At 75.3% G+C, this 18,421-nt stretch carries 16 protein-coding genes; 7 read left to right on the top strand and 9 right to left on the bottom strand.

Annotation, left to right across the window (positions count from 1 at the left end; genetic code table 11):
• Positions 1 to 69: 69 nt before the first annotated feature.
• Positions 70 to 1,287 (top strand): cellulose-binding domain-containing protein, encoded by a 1,218-nt coding sequence (locus tag FHU37_RS06525; RefSeq protein WP_179813254.1) that lies wholly within the window; start codon positions 70 to 72, stop codon positions 1,285 to 1,287.
• 279 nt (positions 1,288 to 1,566) lie between these two features.
• Positions 1,567 to 2,361, top strand: coding sequence for an SAM-dependent methyltransferase (locus FHU37_RS06520; RefSeq protein ID WP_281394721.1), 795 nt, complete (start codon positions 1,567 to 1,569; stop codon positions 2,359 to 2,361).
• A 58-nt stretch (positions 2,362 to 2,419) separates the two neighbouring features.
• Here the strand turns inward: FHU37_RS06520 and FHU37_RS06515 are convergent, their stop codons facing one another.
• The 7 genes from FHU37_RS06515 to FHU37_RS06485 form a co-directional block, all read right to left on the bottom strand.
• Positions 2,420 to 3,622, bottom strand: coding sequence for a PP2C family protein-serine/threonine phosphatase (locus tag FHU37_RS06515; protein ID WP_246449628.1), 1,203 nt, complete (start codon positions 3,620 to 3,622; stop codon positions 2,420 to 2,422).
• A gap of 197 nt (positions 3,623 to 3,819) precedes the next feature.
• Positions 3,820 to 4,014, bottom strand: a complete 195-nt coding sequence (locus FHU37_RS06510) for a hypothetical protein (protein WP_179813253.1) — start codon at positions 4,012 to 4,014, stop codon at positions 3,820 to 3,822.
• A gap of 127 nt (positions 4,015 to 4,141) precedes the next feature.
• Positions 4,142 to 4,465: a DMT family transporter gene (locus FHU37_RS06505; protein ID WP_179813252.1), complete on the bottom strand. Its 324-nt coding sequence runs from the start codon at positions 4,463 to 4,465 to the stop codon at positions 4,142 to 4,144.
• 417 nt (positions 4,466 to 4,882) lie between these two features.
• Positions 4,883 to 6,025, bottom strand: a complete 1,143-nt coding sequence (locus tag FHU37_RS06500; protein WP_312892465.1) for a pyridoxal-phosphate dependent enzyme — start codon at positions 6,023 to 6,025, stop codon at positions 4,883 to 4,885.
• A 102-nt stretch (positions 6,026 to 6,127) separates the two neighbouring features.
• Positions 6,128 to 6,688: a GNAT family N-acetyltransferase gene (locus FHU37_RS06495; protein ID WP_179816076.1), complete on the bottom strand. Its 561-nt coding sequence runs from the start codon at positions 6,686 to 6,688 to the stop codon at positions 6,128 to 6,130.
• A gap of 152 nt (positions 6,689 to 6,840) precedes the next feature.
• Entirely contained in the window at positions 6,841 to 7,686 is an 846-nt protein-coding gene (locus tag FHU37_RS06490) for an aldo/keto reductase (protein WP_179813251.1), read from the bottom strand.
• 126 nt (positions 7,687 to 7,812) lie between these two features.
• On the bottom strand, positions 7,813 to 8,691 hold the full coding sequence (locus FHU37_RS06485) for an LLM class F420-dependent oxidoreductase (protein ID WP_179813250.1): 879 nt from the start codon (positions 8,689 to 8,691) through the stop codon (positions 7,813 to 7,815).
• A gap of 796 nt (positions 8,692 to 9,487) precedes the next feature.
• Between FHU37_RS06485 and FHU37_RS06480 the strand changes: the two genes are divergently transcribed.
• The 5 genes from FHU37_RS06480 to FHU37_RS06460 all read left to right on the top strand — a co-directional run bounded on the left by FHU37_RS06480 (position 9,488) and on the right by FHU37_RS06460 (position 15,728).
• Positions 9,488 to 10,552, top strand: coding sequence for an NAD(P)/FAD-dependent oxidoreductase (locus FHU37_RS06480; protein ID WP_179813249.1), 1,065 nt, complete (start codon positions 9,488 to 9,490; stop codon positions 10,550 to 10,552).
• A 612-nt stretch (positions 10,553 to 11,164) separates the two neighbouring features.
• On the top strand, positions 11,165 to 11,740 hold the full coding sequence (locus tag FHU37_RS06475; RefSeq protein WP_179813248.1) for an NADPH-dependent FMN reductase: 576 nt from the start codon (positions 11,165 to 11,167) through the stop codon (positions 11,738 to 11,740).
• A gap of 10 nt (positions 11,741 to 11,750) precedes the next feature.
• Positions 11,751 to 13,817 (top strand): FAD/NAD(P)-binding protein, encoded by a 2,067-nt coding sequence (locus FHU37_RS06470; RefSeq protein ID WP_218903953.1) that lies wholly within the window; start codon positions 11,751 to 11,753, stop codon positions 13,815 to 13,817.
• A gap of 159 nt (positions 13,818 to 13,976) precedes the next feature.
• Complete coding sequence (locus FHU37_RS06465) at positions 13,977 to 14,921, top strand: S66 peptidase family protein (RefSeq protein WP_179813247.1); 945 nt, start codon at positions 13,977 to 13,979, stop codon at positions 14,919 to 14,921.
• 177 nt (positions 14,922 to 15,098) lie between these two features.
• On the top strand, positions 15,099 to 15,728 hold the full coding sequence (locus tag FHU37_RS06460) for a TetR family transcriptional regulator (protein ID WP_376773900.1): 630 nt from the start codon (positions 15,099 to 15,101) through the stop codon (positions 15,726 to 15,728).
• Positions 15,729 to 15,765: 37 nt separating this feature from the next.
• Here the strand turns inward: FHU37_RS06460 and FHU37_RS06455 are convergent, their stop codons facing one another.
• Entirely contained in the window at positions 15,766 to 17,133 is a 1,368-nt protein-coding gene (locus FHU37_RS06455) for an NtaA/DmoA family FMN-dependent monooxygenase (protein ID WP_179813245.1), read from the bottom strand.
• 71 nt (positions 17,134 to 17,204) lie between these two features.
• Positions 17,205 to 18,368: an LLM class flavin-dependent oxidoreductase gene (locus FHU37_RS06450; RefSeq protein WP_179813244.1), complete on the bottom strand. Its 1,164-nt coding sequence runs from the start codon at positions 18,366 to 18,368 to the stop codon at positions 17,205 to 17,207.
• Positions 18,369 to 18,421: the final 53 nt, after the last annotated feature.

Below are 18,421 nucleotides of genomic sequence, written 5' to 3'. Positions count from 1 at the left end.
CAGGGGAACCGGGCGGTGCGCGAACCTCCAACCAGCCGTTCCCGTCCCGCCGGAAGGGAAAGACCCCTGATGCCCGTTTCCTCCTCCCCGCGGGGAGACCGCCGGCGAGCGCTGGCCGCGCTGCTGGCCGGCGTGCTCGCCGCGCTGGCGGCGGTGGCCGTCACCGCCCTGCCGCAGCGCCCGGCCCGCGCCGACGTCTCCGCCGCCGCGGTGTGCGACGTGACCTACCGGGCGAACCAGTGGACCGGTGGCTACACGGCCGAGATCACCGTCACCAACCTCGGCGCGGCGCTGAACGGATGGCAGCTGCGCTGGACGTACCCGGCCGGCCAGCGGGTCACCTCCGCCTGGAACGCCCAGGTGACGCAGGACGGCACCCGGGTCACCGCGGTCAGCGCCGCCCACAACGCGTCGCTGGCCACCGGCGCCTCGGCCAGCTTCGGCCTCCAGGGGACGTGGACCACGGCCAACCCCGCGCCGACCGACTTCGCCCTGAACGGCACCCCCTGCGGTGACCAGCCCACCCCGGACCCGACCACCCCGGACCCGGACCCCACCACGCCCGACCCGGATCCGACGACCCCGGCACCCGACCCGGGCTGCGGCACCGCCACCGTCTGCTCCGGCTTCGAGGACCAGACCGGCACCACCCCCTCCGGCGCCTGGCAGGTGGGCGCGCCCAACTGCCAGGGCACCGGAACGGCGGCCATCGACACCAGCGTCGCGCACAGCGGCGGCCGCTCGCTGCGAATCAACGGCGCCGCCGGCTACTGCAACCACGTCTTCGTGGGCACCACCGCCAACGTCTCCGCCATCGGCCCGGTGGTGTACGGCCGCTTCTACGTGCGGCACACCACGGCGCTGCCGGCCGCGCACGTGACCATGGTGACCATGGCCGACGCCAACGACGGCGGCCGGGAACTGCGGATCGGCGGCCAGAACGGCGCCCTGCAGTGGAACCGGGAACGCGACGACGCCACCCTGCCCGAGCAGAGCCCGACCGGCGTCGGCCTGAGCGCCCCGCTGCCGGTGGGCGAGTGGGTCTGCGTGCGCTTCGAAGTGGACACCACCCGGCACGCCATGCGCACCTGGCTGGGCGACACCGAGATCGCCGGCCTGCGGGTGGACGGCACGCCGACCCAGGACGTGGACGGCCAGTGGCTGCGCGGGGCGACCCAGCCGCCCAGGCCCAGCTCGCTGCGGCTGGGCTGGGAGAGCTACGGCGACGGCGCCGACACCCTGTGGTACGACGACGTGGCCCTCGGGTCCGCGCCGATCGGCTGCTGAGCGCCCGGCTGGCTCTCGCCGGGCCCGCCACCGGCTCGCCCGCTCGTCCGTCCGGTCCCGTGGTCACCGGACGGACGAGCGGTCACCACCCGCATCAGGAACCCATCGCTCCATGATCGGAGCGGAACTGTTCATGCCCTGACGGTATTTGATAGAACGTCGTTGCGCCGATGCGACGGAGCAGCCGACTGCCGCACCCCCCGCGGCCCGTACCAGGAGGACGTCGTGTCCCAACAGTTCCCCGAACCCGTGGAACCCCTCGACTTCCCGGACGAGCCGCTGCCCCTGGTCGAACTGCGCACCGAGATCGGCCACCCGGCCCGGATGTACGACTACTACCTCGGGGGCAAGGACAACTTCCCCGCCGACCGGGAACTCGCCGAGCAGGCCCTGGCCGTCGAGCCGCGCACCCGCCTGATCGCCCAGGTGAACCGGGCGTTCCTGCAGCGGGCCGTGCGCGCCATGGCCGCGTCCGGAATCCGGCAGTTCCTCGACATCGGCACGGGCATCCCCACCGCCGGCAACACCCACGAGGTCGCCCAGGAAGTGGCCCCGGACGCACGGGTGGTCTACGTCGACAACGACCCGATCGTGCTGGTGCACGCCCGGGCGCTGATGTCCTCCACGCAGGAGGGCCGCACCACGGTGATCCAGGAGGACCTGCGCTCCCCGGAGGCGATCGTCAACTCCGCCGAGGTGCGGGAGCTGATCGACTTCGACCAGCCGCTGGGGCTCATCCTGGTCGCCGTGCTGCACTTCATCACCGACGCCGACGGCCCGCACGAGATCGTGGAGCGGCTCAAGGAGGCGCTGCCCTCCGGAAGCCAGATGGCGCTCAGCCACCTCACGGCCGACTTCGCGCCTCCCGGCCACGCCGAGCGCGCGGTCGCCCCGTACCAGCGGGCGACCGCACCGCTCATCCCCCGCTCCCGCCCGGCGGTGGAGAGGTTCTTCACCGGGCTGGAGCTGCAGGAGCCGGGGCTGGTCGTCGCGCCGCTGTGGCGCCCGGACGGCGAACTGCCGCCGGACGCCGAGATCCTCGGCATCTACGCCGGCCTGGGCGTCAAGCCCTGACCGGCCCCGCCGGGCCGCCGTCCGCCGTCCGCCGTCCGACAAGGCGTAGGGCTGGCTATCAGGGCGTCGGGGTGTGCGGCGTGCCGTGCCAGTCCAGGCAGAGCACGGTGGCGTCGTCGCGCGGCCGGCCGCCGCAGGCGCGGCTGACCTCGCGGGTCCACCGGCGCACCGCCTCGCGCGGGGCCAGCTCCCGGGTGCCGGCGACCAACCGGGGCAGGTCCGCCGCCGCGGCCTCCCGCTCCAGCATGCCGTCGGTCGCCAGCACCAGGCGGTCGCCGGGACGCAGGCCGAGCCGCTGCGGCCGGTACCGGATGCCCGCCAGCGCGCCGAACGGCGGGTCGGCGAGCAGCGGCAGCTCGCTCACCCGCCCGTCCCGCATCAGCAGCGGCGGCGGATGCCCGGCGTTGACCACCTCCACCTCCCCGGAGTCCAGCCGGCAGCGGTACAGCTGCCCGGTGACGAACCTGCTCCTGCCGTACAGCGCGATGGCCTCGTCCGCCGCCTGGGCCTGGGCGAGGATGTCGTCGCCGCGGCGCCTGCTGTTGCGCAGCGCCCCCACCGTCAGGGTGGCGAGCATCGCCGCGTCCAGGTCGTGCCCCATCGCGTCGGTCATCGACAGGTGCAGCACGCCGTGCACGATGCTGTGGTCGAAGGTGTCGCCGCCGTTGTCGTCGGCCGGCTCCAGCAGCCCGGCCAGGGTGAAGCGGGAGGTGGCGGAACCGTAGGAGTCCGGCAGCAGGCGCCGCTGGATCTCCGCGGCCAGGGTCAGCGGCTTGGTGCGCTGGTCGAGCTCGTAGGCGTCGGTGATCCGGTGCGCGGTGAGCACCAGGTAGGCGAGGATGTGCGCGCAGGTGGCCACGTTGGCCACCGCCTCGGCCCCCGGGTCCGGCGGCGTCTCCACCTCCAGGACCCCGACGCACTCCCCGCGCACCGTCACCGGGGCCAGCACCCGGCAGCCGGCCGCGGAGGCCCGGGTGAGCGGCCGCTGGGCACGCAGCACCTCCCCGTACGGCGTCCCGGGGACCGGGATGGCACGGGTGCGCTCCGCGCCGAGCGTGGGCCCCGGTCCCGGGCGCGAGCGGTGGACCACGGGCACCAGGACGTCGCCGTCGTGGTCGAGGAGCAGCAGGAGGGTGCGGCGAGCACCGATGCGGCTCGCCAGGTCGTCGGCCAGCACGTCCACGACGCTCTCCGGAGCGGCACGCTCGGCGGCGGCGAGCAGGGCCCCGGCCTCCATCAGCGGCAGCGACTGGTCGATCATTGCGGTCCTCGCGATGGCGGACGACGGCGCGCGACGGCGACACCGTCCCCTCCACCATGGCACCGCCGCCCGCCGGACGCGAGTGCGGTGGCCCGGCGGGCGGCGGTGCCGTGGCACGGCGGCCACCCGTGGTGGTCAGGTCGGTTCACGGCCGGTGCGGACGTGAACCGGGGGTGGTCGGCTGGTACGGACGTGGCTCAGGGGTGGTCCGGACGCTGGTCCGGGGGCACCCCGCCACCCTCCCCACCGCCCTTGTTCCCCTTGTCGGTGCCGTGCGGATGCCCACCGCTCGGGGCCCCGCCCTGCTCCGCCGCCTTGGCCTCGGCGGCGTCCTGGCTGGTCGCGCCCTTGTCGCTGCGGCGCAGCTCGGGGCTCTGCGGCTTCTTGCCCATGGCTCTCCCCTTCCGTGCGGGATCGGGTTCGGCCTTCTGGGCGGGCTACCCGGCCGCCTCCGACGGAAACGCCCCCGGCCGGCGCAACCCCGGCGGGCGGCGTGTTGTCGGGGCCCGCCAGGGCGGCTCAGTGCCGGCCGCCGGCCTCCAGCGCCAGGACGCCGCCGATGACCAGCACTATCCCGCCGATCTGCACCCAGGTCAGCGACTCACCGAGGAAGACGGCGGAGACCAGGGCCACCAGGGCCACGCCCACCGCGGCCCACACCCCGTAGGCCACCCCCAGCGGCAGCCCCCGGGCGAGCGCCTGCGAGAGCAGGGCGAAGGCCAGGATGTACCCGATGACGACGACCACGGAGGGTGCCAGCCGACTGAAGCCGTCCGAGAGTTTCAACGACACCGTCGCCGTCACCTCGGCGACGATCGCCCCGGCCAGCAGCAGCCATCCCATGCTCGTGCCCTCCCTGTGTCGGCTCCGGATGCACGCCATCACCTGATCACATGATCAGACGATCGTGCGTACGGACCGCCGCAGGGGCGCGGCCGGATCCCACGCGGTGCGGGTCGGCCACCACACATGTCCGCCCGAGGGAGAGTTATCCACAGGCGGCGAGAAGGGGGATGCGCTCGGTGACCCGCGCATGAAACCCTTGAAACAAGGGGGTCCCCCTTCGGACCCCCTAGGGGTATGTGACGTGGGGGAAGAAAGCGCCGGGTGGGAGGGAAGCGGCGGGGTGGGGACGGGGGCGCCGGGCAGGGAGAAGGCGCGCGAGAGCAGGAAGCGCCAGGTGTAGGGGAAGCGCCAGGTGAGCAGCAGGCGTCGGATGAGCAGAATGCGCCGGGCGGGAGGGGCTTGGGCGGTAGTGGCTCAGCCCGGCGACCACTCGCCCGTGGCGAAGAAGCGTTCCAGCACCTGGGCGTGCGGGGTCGGGTCCAGTCCCTGCTGGCGCAGCCAGGCGTCGTCGTCGTAGGTGTGCCGGTAGGGCTCGGCGTGGTCGCCGGCGATGATCACGACGCTGCCCCGGGTGCCCTCGGCCAGCATCCGGGCGAGCAGGTGGCAGGCGCCCCACAGGGTGGTCCCGGAGGAGCCGCCGAGCGACCGGCCGGTGGCCGCCCGCAGGTGGCGCATGGCCGCGATGCTGGCGGCGTCGGGCACCGGAACCATCAGGTCGACCAGGGAGGGCACGAAGCCGGGCTCCATCCGCGGCCGGCCGATGCCGGCGATGCGGGAGGGCACGCCGGTGGCGTAGTCGGGTACGCCGGCGGCCCAGCCGGGGAAGTAGGCGGAGTTCTCCGGATCGACCACCGCGAGGCCGGTCGGGAGCCCGTGGCGGCGCAGGTGCCGGCCGAAGGCGGCGGCGGTGGCTCCGGTGCCCGCGCCGGTGACGATCCAGTGCGGCAGCGGGTGGTCCTCGCCGGCCAGTTGCTGGAAGGTCTCCTCGGCGATGGTCGGTTCCCCGCAGCCGGTCACGGCGCGCTCGGCGTCGGCGAAGTGGTCCATGAAGTGCCCGCCGAGGCGTTCGGCGAGGCGGGCGGCCTCGGCGTGCACGGCGGCGGGCGGGTCCCCGACGGTGACCTGTGCGCCGAGCGGCTCGATCCGGGCGGTGAGCGCCGGGGCGGCGGCCCGCGGGACGACCGCGTGGAAGGGCACGCCGAGCCGCCCGGCGATGGCGGCTCCCGCGACGGCGACCGCTCCGCCGGTGGCCACCACGACCGGGGTGCCCTCGGTGATCCTGCCGTCCGCCAGGGCGTGCAGGAACATCGCCCGCACCAGCCGGTGCTTCAGGCTGCCGGTGGGCTGGGCGGACTCGTCCTTAAGGTACAGGCGCGGACCCCACGCGGACGGCAGTGGGTAGCGGAGCAGCGGGGTGGGGCCGACGGCCGCCGCCTCCGCGCGCAGCAGTTCCACGGCCCGGCCGGCCCAGCGGTGCCGGCGCGCGTGCGGCGGGGACGGCGCGGCGTCGGGCCCGCCGCCCGGGCGCTCGGTATCCCCCTGCTCGTCGGCTGGCACGCCGTCACTCTACTGGGTGAACACGGCGGTTCCCGTCGCCCCACCACCGCGGTGACGACGGGCCACCACCGGGCCCGGCCACGCGGGGAGCCGGATCGACGGCTACCGCGCCCGCCGGGCGGCCCGCCACTCGGGCGCGAGCACCGACCAGACCTCGATGTCGTGCCGCTCCCCCCGGTACAGGTAGCTCTGCCGCAGCACGCCCTCCTTCGTCATGCCGAGCCGGCGGGCCACGGCGATGCTGGCCTCGTTCGCCGCGGCGACCTGCCACTCCACCCGGTGGATGTGCCGCTCCTCGACGGCCCAGTCCACGATCGCACGCGCGGCCCTGGTCACCAGGCCCCTGCCGACCGCCGACGGTTCCAGCCAGCAGCCCACCTCGGCGGTGCCCTGCGCGACGTCCATCGTCCGGAAGAGGACCCCGCCGACCAGCGTGTCCTCCGCCCAGATGCCGTAGATCCCACCGGTGTCGGCCGCGGCCTTGTCCGCGTAGGACCGCAGGTACGAGCGGCTGGACTCCAGGTCGGTGACGACGTCCGGCAGTGCGATGAACCGGCCGATGAACTCCCGCCCCCGGTCCATGTGGGCCAGGAACTCGGCGGCCCGCCACGGCTCCAGTGGGCGCAGCTGCGCCCCGTCCTCGCCCAGGGACATCGCGAACATCGTCACCCCTCCACGGTGGAATCCGGCGCGCACTGCGCGGGGATCTTCGCACAGGCGTCCACGGCGGGGCACGTCGCGGGGGCTGACGGTCCGACGGCCGGTGAACCGGCGTGGCTCCGCGGCGACGGCGACCCGATCAGCCGTCCAGGGCCCTATGCCGGCGCAGGCTGGGCCAGCCGGTCGAGGCGGTCGCGGTGGGCCGGGGGCAGCCGGAGGTGCGTCGCGGCGAGGTTCTCCTCCAGGTGGTCGATCCGCGCGGTGCCCGGGATGGGCAGGATGACCGGCGAGTGCCCGAGGAGCCAGGCCAGCGCGACCTGCGTGGGGGTGGCGCCGAGTTCGGCGGCCACGGCGGCGATCTCGGCCCTCTCGCCCGACGCCCCCCACGCGACGGGGCGCCACGGCAGGAACGCGATGCCCGCCGCCTCGCAGGCCGCGAGCACGGGCTCGTGCTCGCGGTCGAGCAGGTTGTAACGGTTCTGCACGCTGGCGACGTCGACGATCCGCCGCGCCTGGTCGAGTTCGCCGACGGTCACCTCGGACAGCCCGATCCGACCGACCTTGCCCTCGGCCTGGAGGTCCCGGAGCGTGCCGAGTTGGTCGGCGAGCGGCGTCTCGGGGTCGATGCGGTGCAGTTGGAGCAGTTCGATCCGGTCGACGCGAAGCCGGCGGAGGGCCTGGTCGACCTGGGAGCGCAGGACGGCCGGACGGCCGTCGAGCCGCCACTCCCCCGAGGGGCCGGACCGGGCGACGCCCACCTTGGTGGTGATCAGCAGCCCGTCCGGGTAGGGGTGCAGGGCCTCGGCCAGGAGTTCCTCGTTGGCTCCCCCGCCGTACAGGTGCGCGGTGTCGACCAGCGTGACACCGAGTTCGACGGCCCGCCGCGCGACCGCGAGGGAGGCCTCGCGGTCGGCGGCCGGCTCGGTCGGCAGGTGCATGGCTCCGAAGCCCAGCCGCCCTACCGGTAGGTCCCCGCCGATGCGAAACGTGGTCGATGCCATCGCCGTCCTCGCCCCCTTGTTCGAGGAGCAACGGTAACAGCGAGGTGGCGCCGGTTGGTCTGTGAGTGGGGGCGGGCCGGAGCGGGGTGGGGCCGACCGGGGCTGCGGCTGACCACCGGGCCGGGGTCAGCCCAGTTCCGCCAGGGGCTGGACGGCGGGGGCGACGCGCTCGATCCACCGGGCCGCCTCGCCGTCCGGCGGCCCCACCATGACGGTCTCGATGCCGAGCTCGGCGTAAGCGGCCATGTCCGCGACGAACGCCTTGACGTCCCCCTGCCACAGGTCGGTGCCGCGGTACACGGCCGTCTTGCGGATCGCCGCGTAGTCTCGCCCCTCGGATTCACAGTGGCCGCGCAGCACGTCCAGCTTGTGCGCGACGTCGGCGGGTGAGGAGGCGAAGAGGTTGCAGGCGTCCGCGTAGCGGGCGACCAGCCGGAGGGTCTTCTTCTCCCCGCTTCCCCCGATCATGATCTCCGGGTGCGGGGCACTGACCGGCGCCGGGACGCACAGGGTCTCGTCGAGCCGGTAGTGCCGGCCCTCGAAGGGGCCGTTGTCCTGCGGGTCCCACATCCGCAGGCAGATGCGCAGGGTCTCCTCCAACCGCTCGTAGCGCTCGCTCAGCGGGGGGAACGGCACCCCCAGGCCGCGGTGTTCCCGCTCGTACCAGGCCGCCCCGATGCCCAGCGTGGCCCTGCCACCGGACAGGACGTCCAGCGTGGTGGCGATCTTCGCCAGCAGGCCGGGGTGCCGGTACGTCACCCCGGTGACGAGGACGCCGAGTCGGACCGTGGAGGTGTGGGCCGCCAGGAAACCCAGGGTCGTGTAGCCCTCCAGCATCGGCTCCTCGGCGCCGCCGTTGAACTCCATCTGGAAGTAGTGGTCCATCACCGACAACCAGCTGATCCCCGCCGCCTCGGCGGCGGCGCCGGCCGCGGCCAGTTCGGGCGCGATTCCCGCCGCGCCTCCAGGGTGGTTGAACCGGTTGATGTGCACGCCAAGCCGCATGCTGCTCTCCGTCCGCCTGCGGACCGTCACCTACGGCTAAGACGCTAGGTCTTGGAGCGCGCTCGAAGTCAACAGCGCCCTCCCCGCCTCCTCCCCCACCGGCCCACACCAGCCTCCCGGGGCGACGCGCGCTCGATCACGTCCTCGGGGTTGGTTCGCTGCGGGCGTTGAGCGAGAGTACGTGGGACGGATTGAGGGATGTCGCGGACGACGGAGCCGAGGAGTCGAAGCGGAGGGGTGCGGGTGCGGCAGATCGGGACGCCCGCACCGTGCACGCCGCACCGCTCGCCGGGACCCGGCGGGGCATTGGGGCTGGGCAGGCGGGAACGGAGCGGCCGGGTGGGCCCCCTGATTTCCAGGCTCTCACGGCGTGAATGGGCGGCAACAGGGGGCAATCCGAGCCTGTGGACAACTCGGTCGGGATTTACTCCTGAGCCGCTCCGCCGCCCTCTCGACCAGCTCCAGGGAGAGGGCCCGGGGCGAAGGCCGGCGAGCGGCAGGGGGAATGGCCTGGCACAGCGTGTCGCTCGCCAGGGGCATGCCAGCAATTTCCGCCGATTTCCGCAGGTGATCTGGGGGGACCCCCTTTTTCAGGATTTCATGCGGTGATGACGGATCGCAGCCCCCACTTCCTCCCTGTGGATAACTCGGCCCCCGCCTTCCGGTCGGCATCGCCTCCGCCGTCGCCTCCGCCGTCGGCTCGGCCGGGAGGAGCGGGCCCCGAGGAAGAACGGGCCCGGCGGAACACGCCCGGGGAGTGAGCGGTGAGCCGCCGGGCCGATGGAGGAGGAGCAGAGTGACGGCAGACGTGGCCGTTGTCGGTGCGGGAGTCGTCGGGGCCTCGGTGGCCTACCACCTGGCACGGCAGGGCGCGGCCGTGACGCTGGTCGACCGCGCCGCGTCGCCCGCCGCGGGGGTGACCGGCGCCTCCTTCGCCTGGATCGGCGAGTGCGGTGGCGACTGGCCGGGCGGAGCCGAGGACCTGCGCGGATCCGTACTGGCGGACTACGGGCGGCTTGAGGCGGAGGTGCCCGGAGTGGCGGTGCGCCGGACCGGCTCGCTGGCCTGGACCTCCACCTCGGTCCGGCTCGGGGAGGACGCCGCCGGCCCGGGGCCGGGCCAGCACTGGGTCGGGCGCGCCGAGATCGCGGCGCTCGAACCGAACCTGCGGACGCCTCCCGAGCGGGCCGTGTACACCCCGACGGACGCGGGCGTGGATCCGGTGCGGCTGACCGAGGCGCTGGTGCGCGCGGCTCAGGCCTTGGGCGCGCGGGTGGTTCTCGACTCGGCGGTCACCTCCCTCCGGGTGGTCGGCGGACGCGTCACGGGGGTGGTGACCGCGACCGGATTCCGCCCCGCCTCGACGGTGGTGCTCGCCGCCGGCACCGACGTCGTGGCGCTGTGCGAGCCGCTCGGGCTCAGCGTGCCGGTCGCGGCGTCCCCGGCCCTGCTGATCCGTGCGGCGACCCCTCCGGGTCTGGTCAAAACCATCCTCGCCGGGCCCGAGTTCGAGGCCCGGGAGGTCCGCGACGGCCAGGTGCTGATGGCGGCGCATCTCGACGGACGCTCCGATGCGGCCCTCGCGCGGTTCGCCGAGCACGCCGTGGAGCGGCTGCGCTCGGCGTTCCACGACGCCGGCCCGGTCCAGTTGCTCGGACACCGTGTCGGGCGGCGCCCGGTGCCCGCCGGCGGGCCGATCATCGGACACCTCACGCCGGACCGGTCCGTCTACCTGGCCGTGACGCACTCGGCGGTGACCCTCGCTCCCACCGTGGGACGCCTGGTGGCGCGGGAACTCGTCACCGGAGAGCCCGCGGACGAACTGAGCCGCTGCCGGCCGAGCGGGGTCCACGGCCGGTGAACGCCGGGGGTGGGATCCCCCGGTCCCCCGGTCCCCCGGTCCCCCGGTCCCCCGACGTCTCCAGCTGTCTCCCAAGGCTTCCCGTTGCCTACGCCCCCGAGGGATCGAGCGCGTCCGGGAGTTGCCCTGCCGGTCGCGGCTGTCGCGGAGGCGCCGTGCGGCCGGCCGGGCCGTGCGGCCGGCTCCCCCGTTCCCGGACGGGCCTTGACGGGCCGACGGCGGCATGCCTAGGGTCGCCGCATGGCTACCCGTCCGGCACTCACCACCCGCGGTCACATCGACCTGCTGCGCGTGGTCAGCGCGGCGTGTCGCCCCTGCTGACGGGGTTTTCGACACCCCTTTCCGCGTGTCCCGCCGGGTGAGCTGGTCCCGCTGAGCCCGCGCCGTCCCGGGCGCTCCGCCGGCTGAGGCTCGCCGTTCGGGTCGAAGGGCCCATCTCCTCCCCGCTCGGGACGCTCCTCCCCGGCCCCACCCCGGCCACCAGCCCGCCCTGCGCCGCCGCCCCCAACACGGCCGCCGCCCCGGCGTGCCGCTCCGCGTCGGGCCATCGGGCCGTGTCCGCGCGCCACTCCTCCCCGGTCCCCCGGACCGCCGACCTCCCGAGGACCTGCCATGTCCACGCCTGCCATCGTCGTCCTGAGTGGGAATCCCCGCCCCGCCTCCCGCACCCTCTCGGCCGCCCTCTCCCTCGCCGCCGCGGTCCGCTCCGCCGCGCTACCCGCTCCCGCCGAAGGTGACGAGGTCGCCACGGTGGACCTCGCCGAACTGGCCGACGGGCTGCTGACCGGCTCCTCGGAGCGTCTGGAGGCGGCGCTGGCGACGGTGCGCTCCGCGCGGGTGCTGGTGGTCGCCACCCCGGTCTACAAGGCGGCGTACACCGGGCTGCTCAAGTCCTTCCTGGACCGCCTCCCCACGGACGGCCTGGCCGGGGTGGTGGCGGTTCCGGTCACCGTCTCCGCCTCGGCCGGGCACCGGTTCGTCGCGGACGTGCACCTGCGGCCGGTCCTGCTGGAGTTGGGGGCGGTGCTGCCGACGGCGTCGCTGTCCCTGACGGAGGCCGACCTGGCGGACCTCGGGGCGGTGCTGGACGGCTGGGTGGAGCGCAGCGGCCCGGTGCTCGGCGCGCTGCTGGCCGGCCCGGCCCCGCGTGGCACCATCCGGCCCGCCACCGCCGCGACGAGCGCCTGAGGCGGGGACGATGGCCGTGGACCGTTCGACGCCGCTGGTGGTGTGCGTGGTGGGCGCCGGCCCGCGGGGCACCTCGTTGCTGGAGCGCCTGATCGCCAACGCTCCTCGGGCACTGGGCGACCGGCCGCTCGTGGTGCACGTGGTGGACCCGTTCCCGCCGGGCCCGGGCCGGACCTGGCGCGAGGAGCAGCATCCGCTGCTGTGGATGAACTCGGTGGCCGCCGACATCTCGATGTTCCCGGAGCCGGCTCCCGCGCTGCACGGCCCGGTCCGGCCGGGGCCCTCGCTGGCGCACTGGGTGCTGGAGAACCGGGAGGAGCTGGCGCGCGATCCGCTGGTGGGCGAGGAGGTCCGGCGTTTCACCGAGCACTCCTTCGCCTCCCGGCCGCTCGCCGGCCGCTATCTGCGCTGGGTGTTCGAGCGCGTGGTCGCCGAGGCCCCGCCGGGTGTGCGGATCCGGGTGCACCGCGCCTCGGCGGTGGACCTGGGCTGGACGGACGGCCACCCGCGGCGGCAGGTGGTGCGGCTGGACGACGGGAGCGAGCCGCTGCTGGCGGACGCCGTCGTGCTGTCGCAGGGCTACCTCGACGTGCCCGCGGACCGGGAGGGCGATCCGCTGGCGCGGTTCGCCGCGGAGCACGGTCTCGGCCACCTCCCGCCGGCCTACACCGCGGACGCCGCGCTGGACGACATCCCGGCCGGCGAGCCGGTGCTGGTGCGCGGCCTGGGGCTGGCCTTCGTCGACCTGATGGTGCTGCTCGCCGAGGGGCGCGGCGGCCGGTACGAACGGGAGGGCGACGGCACCCTGCGGTACCGCCCGTCGGGGCGGGAGCCGATCCTGTACGTCGGCTCCCGGCGCGGGGTGCCGTACCACGCCAAGCTCTCCTACCTGCTGCCCGGCGGCCCGCCGCCGCTGCCCCGCTACTTCACCCCGGAGATGTTCCCGCCGCGGGACGGCGGGGCGCCCCCGGACTTCCGCGCGGACGTGTGGCCGCACATCCTCAAGGAGCTGGCCGGGGCGCACCTGTACGAGCTGTTCTCCTCCCACCCGGAGCGAACCACGGTGGAGCGGGAACGCTTCCTCGCCCGGTACGCCGAACTGCCCTGGGGGAGCCCCGAGCTGACCTCCTGGATCGCCGAGGCGGTCCCGGATCCGGCCGACCGCTTCGACCCCGAGGCGCTGGACCGGCCGCTCGCCGGCGAACGCTTCGCCAGCGCCGAGGAGCTGCAGGAGCGTCTTCGGGAGTACGTGCGCGGGGACCTGGAACGCCGCGGCGACGTCCGGCACAGCGCCGACGCCGCCGTCTTCGCCGCGCTGCTGTCGGTGTACGGGGTGCTCGCGCGCCTGGTCCAGCAGGGCGCGCTGCCGCCGTCGGCGGTCAGCTCCGACGTGGAGGGCTGGTTCCACGGGTTCTTCAGCTACCTGGCCAGCGGCCCGCCGCCGCAGCGGCTGGAGCAGCTGCTGGCGCTCAGCCGGGCCGGCGTGGTGTGCTTCCTCGGGCCCGAGGTGCGGATCACCGGGGACGGCCGGCTCGGGGTGTTCCAGGCCACCGCGGCCGGCGTGCCGGGGGCGGTGCGGGCGCGCTGGCTGGTGGAGGCGCGCCTGCCGGAACCGGACGCCGCCCGGACCTCGGACCCGCTGCTGCGCGCGCTGCGGCACCGCGGCGAGCTGCGGGAGCAGGTCATCGAGGCGGAGAGCGGGCCGGAGCGGGCCGGAGCCCCGTCACGACGCGGCCCCTCGCCCACCGGCCGGCTGCTGACGGACTCCGCGCAGCGTCTGCTGCGCGCGGACGGCACCGTCCAGCCCGGCCGCTACGCGATCGGCCACTGGGTCGCCGGCGGCGCGTGGTCCGGGGGGTTCCCACGGCCCGGCGTGGGCGTGGGCTTCGCCGCGCAGAACGACGCCCTGGCCCGCACCGTGCTGGCGGAGGCCGCCGCGCGCACGGCCGTGGAGCCGGCGGTGGCCGCCGTCGAACCGGGCGGGGAGGCCGTGGACGGGGCAGTATCGCGGGAGCGGGAGCGGGAGCGGGAGCGGGGGGAGGCGGAGCTGGAGCCGTCCCGCGCGCCGGTGGCCTGAGCAGGCGGGACAGGGCAACCGGTGGCACGGGCGCCCCGGGCCGGTCGCGGCGCAGACCGTCGCGGCGCAGACCGTCGCTGCGGGGGCGGTGCGGCAGACTCGGTCCGGGCGCCGCGCACACCGGCGTCCCGTCCTCGCCACGCACTCGGGAGCACTGCCATGGGTGACGCCACGTCCATCCCCGCCCTGCTGCGGCCGCCTCGGCTGCGCCCCGGTGACCGGGTCGCCGTCGTGGCCCCCAGCGGTCCGGTGCCCGCGGACCGCCTGGAGGCCGGGGTGGCGCTGCTGCGCGGCTGGGGGCTGGACGTGGTGGTGGCGCCGCACGTGTCCGACACCCACCCGGATCTGCGCTACCTGGCCGGCGAGGACGCCGACCGGGCGGAGGACCTGCGGGCCGCCTGGTGCGACCCGTCGGTGGACGCGGTGTTCTGCGCCCGGGGCGGCTACGGCGCCCAGCGCGTCGTGGACCTGATCGACTGGGAGGCGATGCGGGCGGCGCGTCCCAAGCCGTTCGTCGGCTTCAGCGACATCACCGCGCTGCACGAGGCGTTCGCCACCGAACTGGGCCTGGCCACGCTGTACGGGCCGGGGGCCGCCACCCCGGCGCTGCTGCGCGACCGGACGACCCGGGAGTGCCTGCGCCGCACCCTGTTCGAGCCGGAGAGCACCCGGGTGCTGACCTCGGGCACCGCGAAGCCGCTGGTGCCGGGCAGGGCGCACGGCGTCACCGCGGGCGGCTGCCTGACCATCCTGGCCTCCGGCCTCGGCACCCCGCACACCCGGCGCCGGCTTCCCGGGGCGATCTGGGTGATCGAGGACGTCGGCGAGCCGCTGTACCGGCTGGACCGGGCGCTCACCCAGTTGCTGCGCTCCGGCGCCGTGGACGGCGTGGCGGGCGTCGCCCTGGGTTCCTGGAGCGGGTGCGGCCCCGAGGACGGGCTGCGCGAGCTGATGCTCGACCGCCTGGGCGGGCTGGGCGTTCCGGTGGTCTGGGAACTGGGGTTCGGCCACGACGAGCGCCAGCTCACCGTCCCGCTGGGCGTCCCGGCCGTGTTGGACGCCGACGCCGGCACGCTCACGCTGGACGCTCCGGCGCTGGCCTGAGCGGCCGTGGGCCGGCGGTGTCGGTGCCCGAGCAACGGTCGCCTGACGATGCCCGCCCGGCGACGGCCGCCGGCCGATGGCCGCGTGACGCCGCGACCAGTGGGCACGGTGTGTCAGGTGGGGCCCATGATGCCGCCCACTGCATCACGCGTTCGACGCGTCGCTACGATGTCGTCCGTGACCGATCCCGTGGCGCTGCCGAACACACTCGCCGAACGCAAGCGACAGCTCGTCCGCGACGAGCTCACCACCGCCGCGCTCACCCTGTTCATCTCGCAGGGGTACGAGGAGACCACGGTCGACCAGATCGTCGCCGCCGCCGGAGTCTCCCGGCGCACCTTCTTCCGGTACTTCCGCTCCAAGGACGACGTGGTCGTCGAGTTCCTCGGCGATCTGGGCGCCCGGCTGCGCGAGGAGCTGGCCGACCGTCCCGCGCACGAGCCGCCGGCCCTGGCGCTGCGGCGCACGCTCGCCCTGTTCGCCGGGGCCTACGGCCCGGCGCCGCGTCAGGCGCTGGAGCTGGGCACCCTGGTGATCACGACGCCGGCCCTGCTGGCCCGCTACCTGGAGCGCCAGTCGCAGTGGCGGGCCGACCTGACGGTGGAGCTGGCCCGCCGGATGGGCGCAGGCACCGACGACCTGCGCCCCGGCCTGCTCACCGCGGTGGCCTTCGCCGCCTTCGAGACGGCGGTGAACGCGTGGGTGGCCCGCCGGGGGGAGCGGACGCTCGCCGAACTGGTCGAGGAGGCGTTCGACCTGCTCGACGCCCCGCCCGCCCCGGCCCGCCGGCCGGACGAGGCGGCGTGACGGGCGGCGCGACGGGGCCGTCCCGGCTCCGGCCGGTTCAGCCGACCGCCGCGGGCGCGCGCCGCCGGTCCGGGTGGGGCAGCCCGAGGTGGCCGCGGAGGGTGCCGGAGGTGTAGGCGGTGCGGAAGACGCCGCGTTCCTGGAGTTCGGGGACCACCCGGTCGACGAACTCGTCGAGCCCGGTCGGCGTCAGGTGCGGGACGAGGATGAAGCCGTCGCAGGCGTCCTGCTGGACGTGCGCGTCCATCGCCTCGGCCACCTGGCGCGGGGTGCCGATGAAGGACTGCCGGGCGGCGACCTCGATGACCAGCTCGCGGATGCTCAGGCCCTTCCGCTCGGCGAGCTCCCGCCACTGCCGAGCGGTGGCCAGCACGTCCCGGTCGTGGCGCACCCGGCCGCGGGTGACCGAGGTGTTCGCCGGGTCCGGGTCCTCCCGGGGCAGCGGCCCGTCGGGGTCGTAGCCGGACAGGTCCCGGCCCCACACCTGCTCCAGGAAGGCGATGGCGCCGGCCGGGCTGACCTGCTGGCGGCGGATGTGGGCGGCCCGCTCCTCGGCCTCCGCGGCGGTGTCGCCGAGCACGACGGTCACGCCGGGCATGATCTTCAGGTCGTCCGGGGTCCGTCCGTGGGCGGCCAGCCGGCCCTTGACGTCGCGGTAGAACTCCTGGCCGGCGGCCAGGGTGCCGTGCCGGGAGAAGATCACGTCAGCGGTGGCCGCGCCGAAGTCCCGGCCGTCCGGGGAGTCTCCCGCCTGGATCAGCACGGGGTGCCCCTGGGGGCTGCGCGGGGTGGTGAAGAACCCGTCCACGCTGTGGTGCGGGCCACGGTGCTGCACCGGGCGCACCGCCTCCGGGCGCGCGAAGACGCCTCCGGCGGCGTCGGCGACGATCGCGTCCGCGTCCCAGCTGTCCCACAGTTCGCGGGCGGCGGCGACGGTCTCGGCGGCCCGCTGGTAGCGCTCGGAGTGCGGCAGGAAGCCGCCGCGCCGGAAGTTCTCCCCGGTGAAGGCGTCGGAGGAGGTGACCAGGTTCCAGGCCGCCCGCCCGCCGGAGAGGTGGTCCAGGGAGGCGAACTGCCGGGCCAGCTCGTAGGGCTCGTTGAAGGTGGTGTTGATGGTGCCGGCGAGGCCGAGGTGGTCGGTGACGGCGGCGAGCGCGTTCAGCACGGTGAGGGTGTCCGGGCGGCCGACGACGTCGAGGTCGAAGATCCGGCCGCGGTGCTCGCGCAGCCGCAGCCCCTCGGCGAGGAAGAAGAAGTCGAACAGGCCGCGCTCGGCGGTGCGGGCGAGGTGGACGAAGGAGGAGAAGGCGGTCTGGCTCCCGGACTCCGGGTCGCTCCACACCGTGGTGCTGTTGACGCCGGGGAAGTGCGCGGCGAGGTGGATCCGCTTGCGGGGCTCGGTCATCGTCGGTGTGCCTTCCAGGGGGTGGCGGGCGGCGGTGGGGGGTCGGCGGCCGGCGGGAGCCGGCGGCCGGCTCAGGCGGGCAGCGCGTAGCGGCTCGCCGGGCGGGGCAGGCCGAGGCGTTCGCGCAGCGTGCCGCCCGGAGCCGGTTCGTCCAGCAGTCCACGCAGCCGCAGCTCCTCCGCGGCGCACTCGGCCAGGGTCCGCAGGGTGCCCGGCAGGGCCAGCGGAACCAGCGTCACGCCGTCCGCGGCGCCGTCCCGGTGGAGGGATTCCAACAGGTCGGCCAGGCGCGCCGGGGTGCCGGTGAACAGCAGGGAGCGCGGGGCGTGCACGGTGCCGGCGAGGGCGTCCAGGCGTTCCAGGAGCAGCCGGGCTTCGTCGCGCCCGGTGGCCACCAGCACCTCCACGTCCAGCAGCACGGTGACCTGCTCGGGGTCCCGCCCGGCCGCCGCGACCGCGGCGCGCACCCGCTCGCGGGTCCGCCGGGCCTCGTCGGCGCCGGCGGCGCGCACCCGCACCACGTCGGCGCGGGCGGCGGCCACCGCCAGCGAGGGCCCGTCGGTGGCCCGCACCACGACCACGGGTTGCCCCTGCGGGGACCTCGGCGTGATGGAGGGGCCGCGCACCGAGAAGAACTCCCCGGCGAAGTCCACGTAGTGGAGCTTGTCGCGGTCGACGTAGCGGCCGGTCGCGACGTCGCGGATCACCGCGTCGTCCTCCCAACTGTCCCACAGCCGGCCGACCACCTCGACCGCGTCGTCCGCCTCCCGCCACAGCACCTCGGCGGGGGCGGCCGGTTTGCGGCCGAAGTGCCGGGCCTCCGCCTCGGTGGTGGAGACGTCGACCTGCCAGCCGGCGCGTCCCTCGCTGACCAGGTCGAGGGTGGCGATCGCCTTGGAGAGGTGGAAGGGCTCGGTGTGGGTGGTGGTGGCGGTGGGGACGAGTCCGATCCCGGTGGTCAGCGGGGCCACCCGGGCGGCTATGGCGACGGCGTCCAGGGTGCCGCGGACCTCGTCCGGGCGGGTGGCCGGGGCGGCGAAGGAGTCCGGCCAGAACAGCAGGTCGAAGCCGGCCCGGTCGGCGAGCCGGGCCAGCCGGACGTGGCGGTCGGCGGTGTGCAGCGCCTCGGCCTCGGCGTCCGGCAGCCGCCAGGCGGCGGGGTGGCGGCCGGCGCCGTCGATCTCGACGGCCAGCCGGAACGGGCGGGAGGGCGCGGGGGTGCTGGGGCGGGACATCGGTTCGCTCCTGGGGAGGTCGGGCGCGGCGCCATGGGGCGGTGTGGGTGGGG

This window comes from Allostreptomyces psammosilenae (genome assembly GCF_013407765.1).
Classification (GTDB): Bacteria; Actinomycetota; Actinomycetes; order Streptomycetales; family Streptomycetaceae; genus Allostreptomyces; species Allostreptomyces psammosilenae.
The sequence above is the reverse complement of the archived record's forward strand: the minus strand, read 5'-3'. Positions and strand labels throughout refer to the sequence as shown.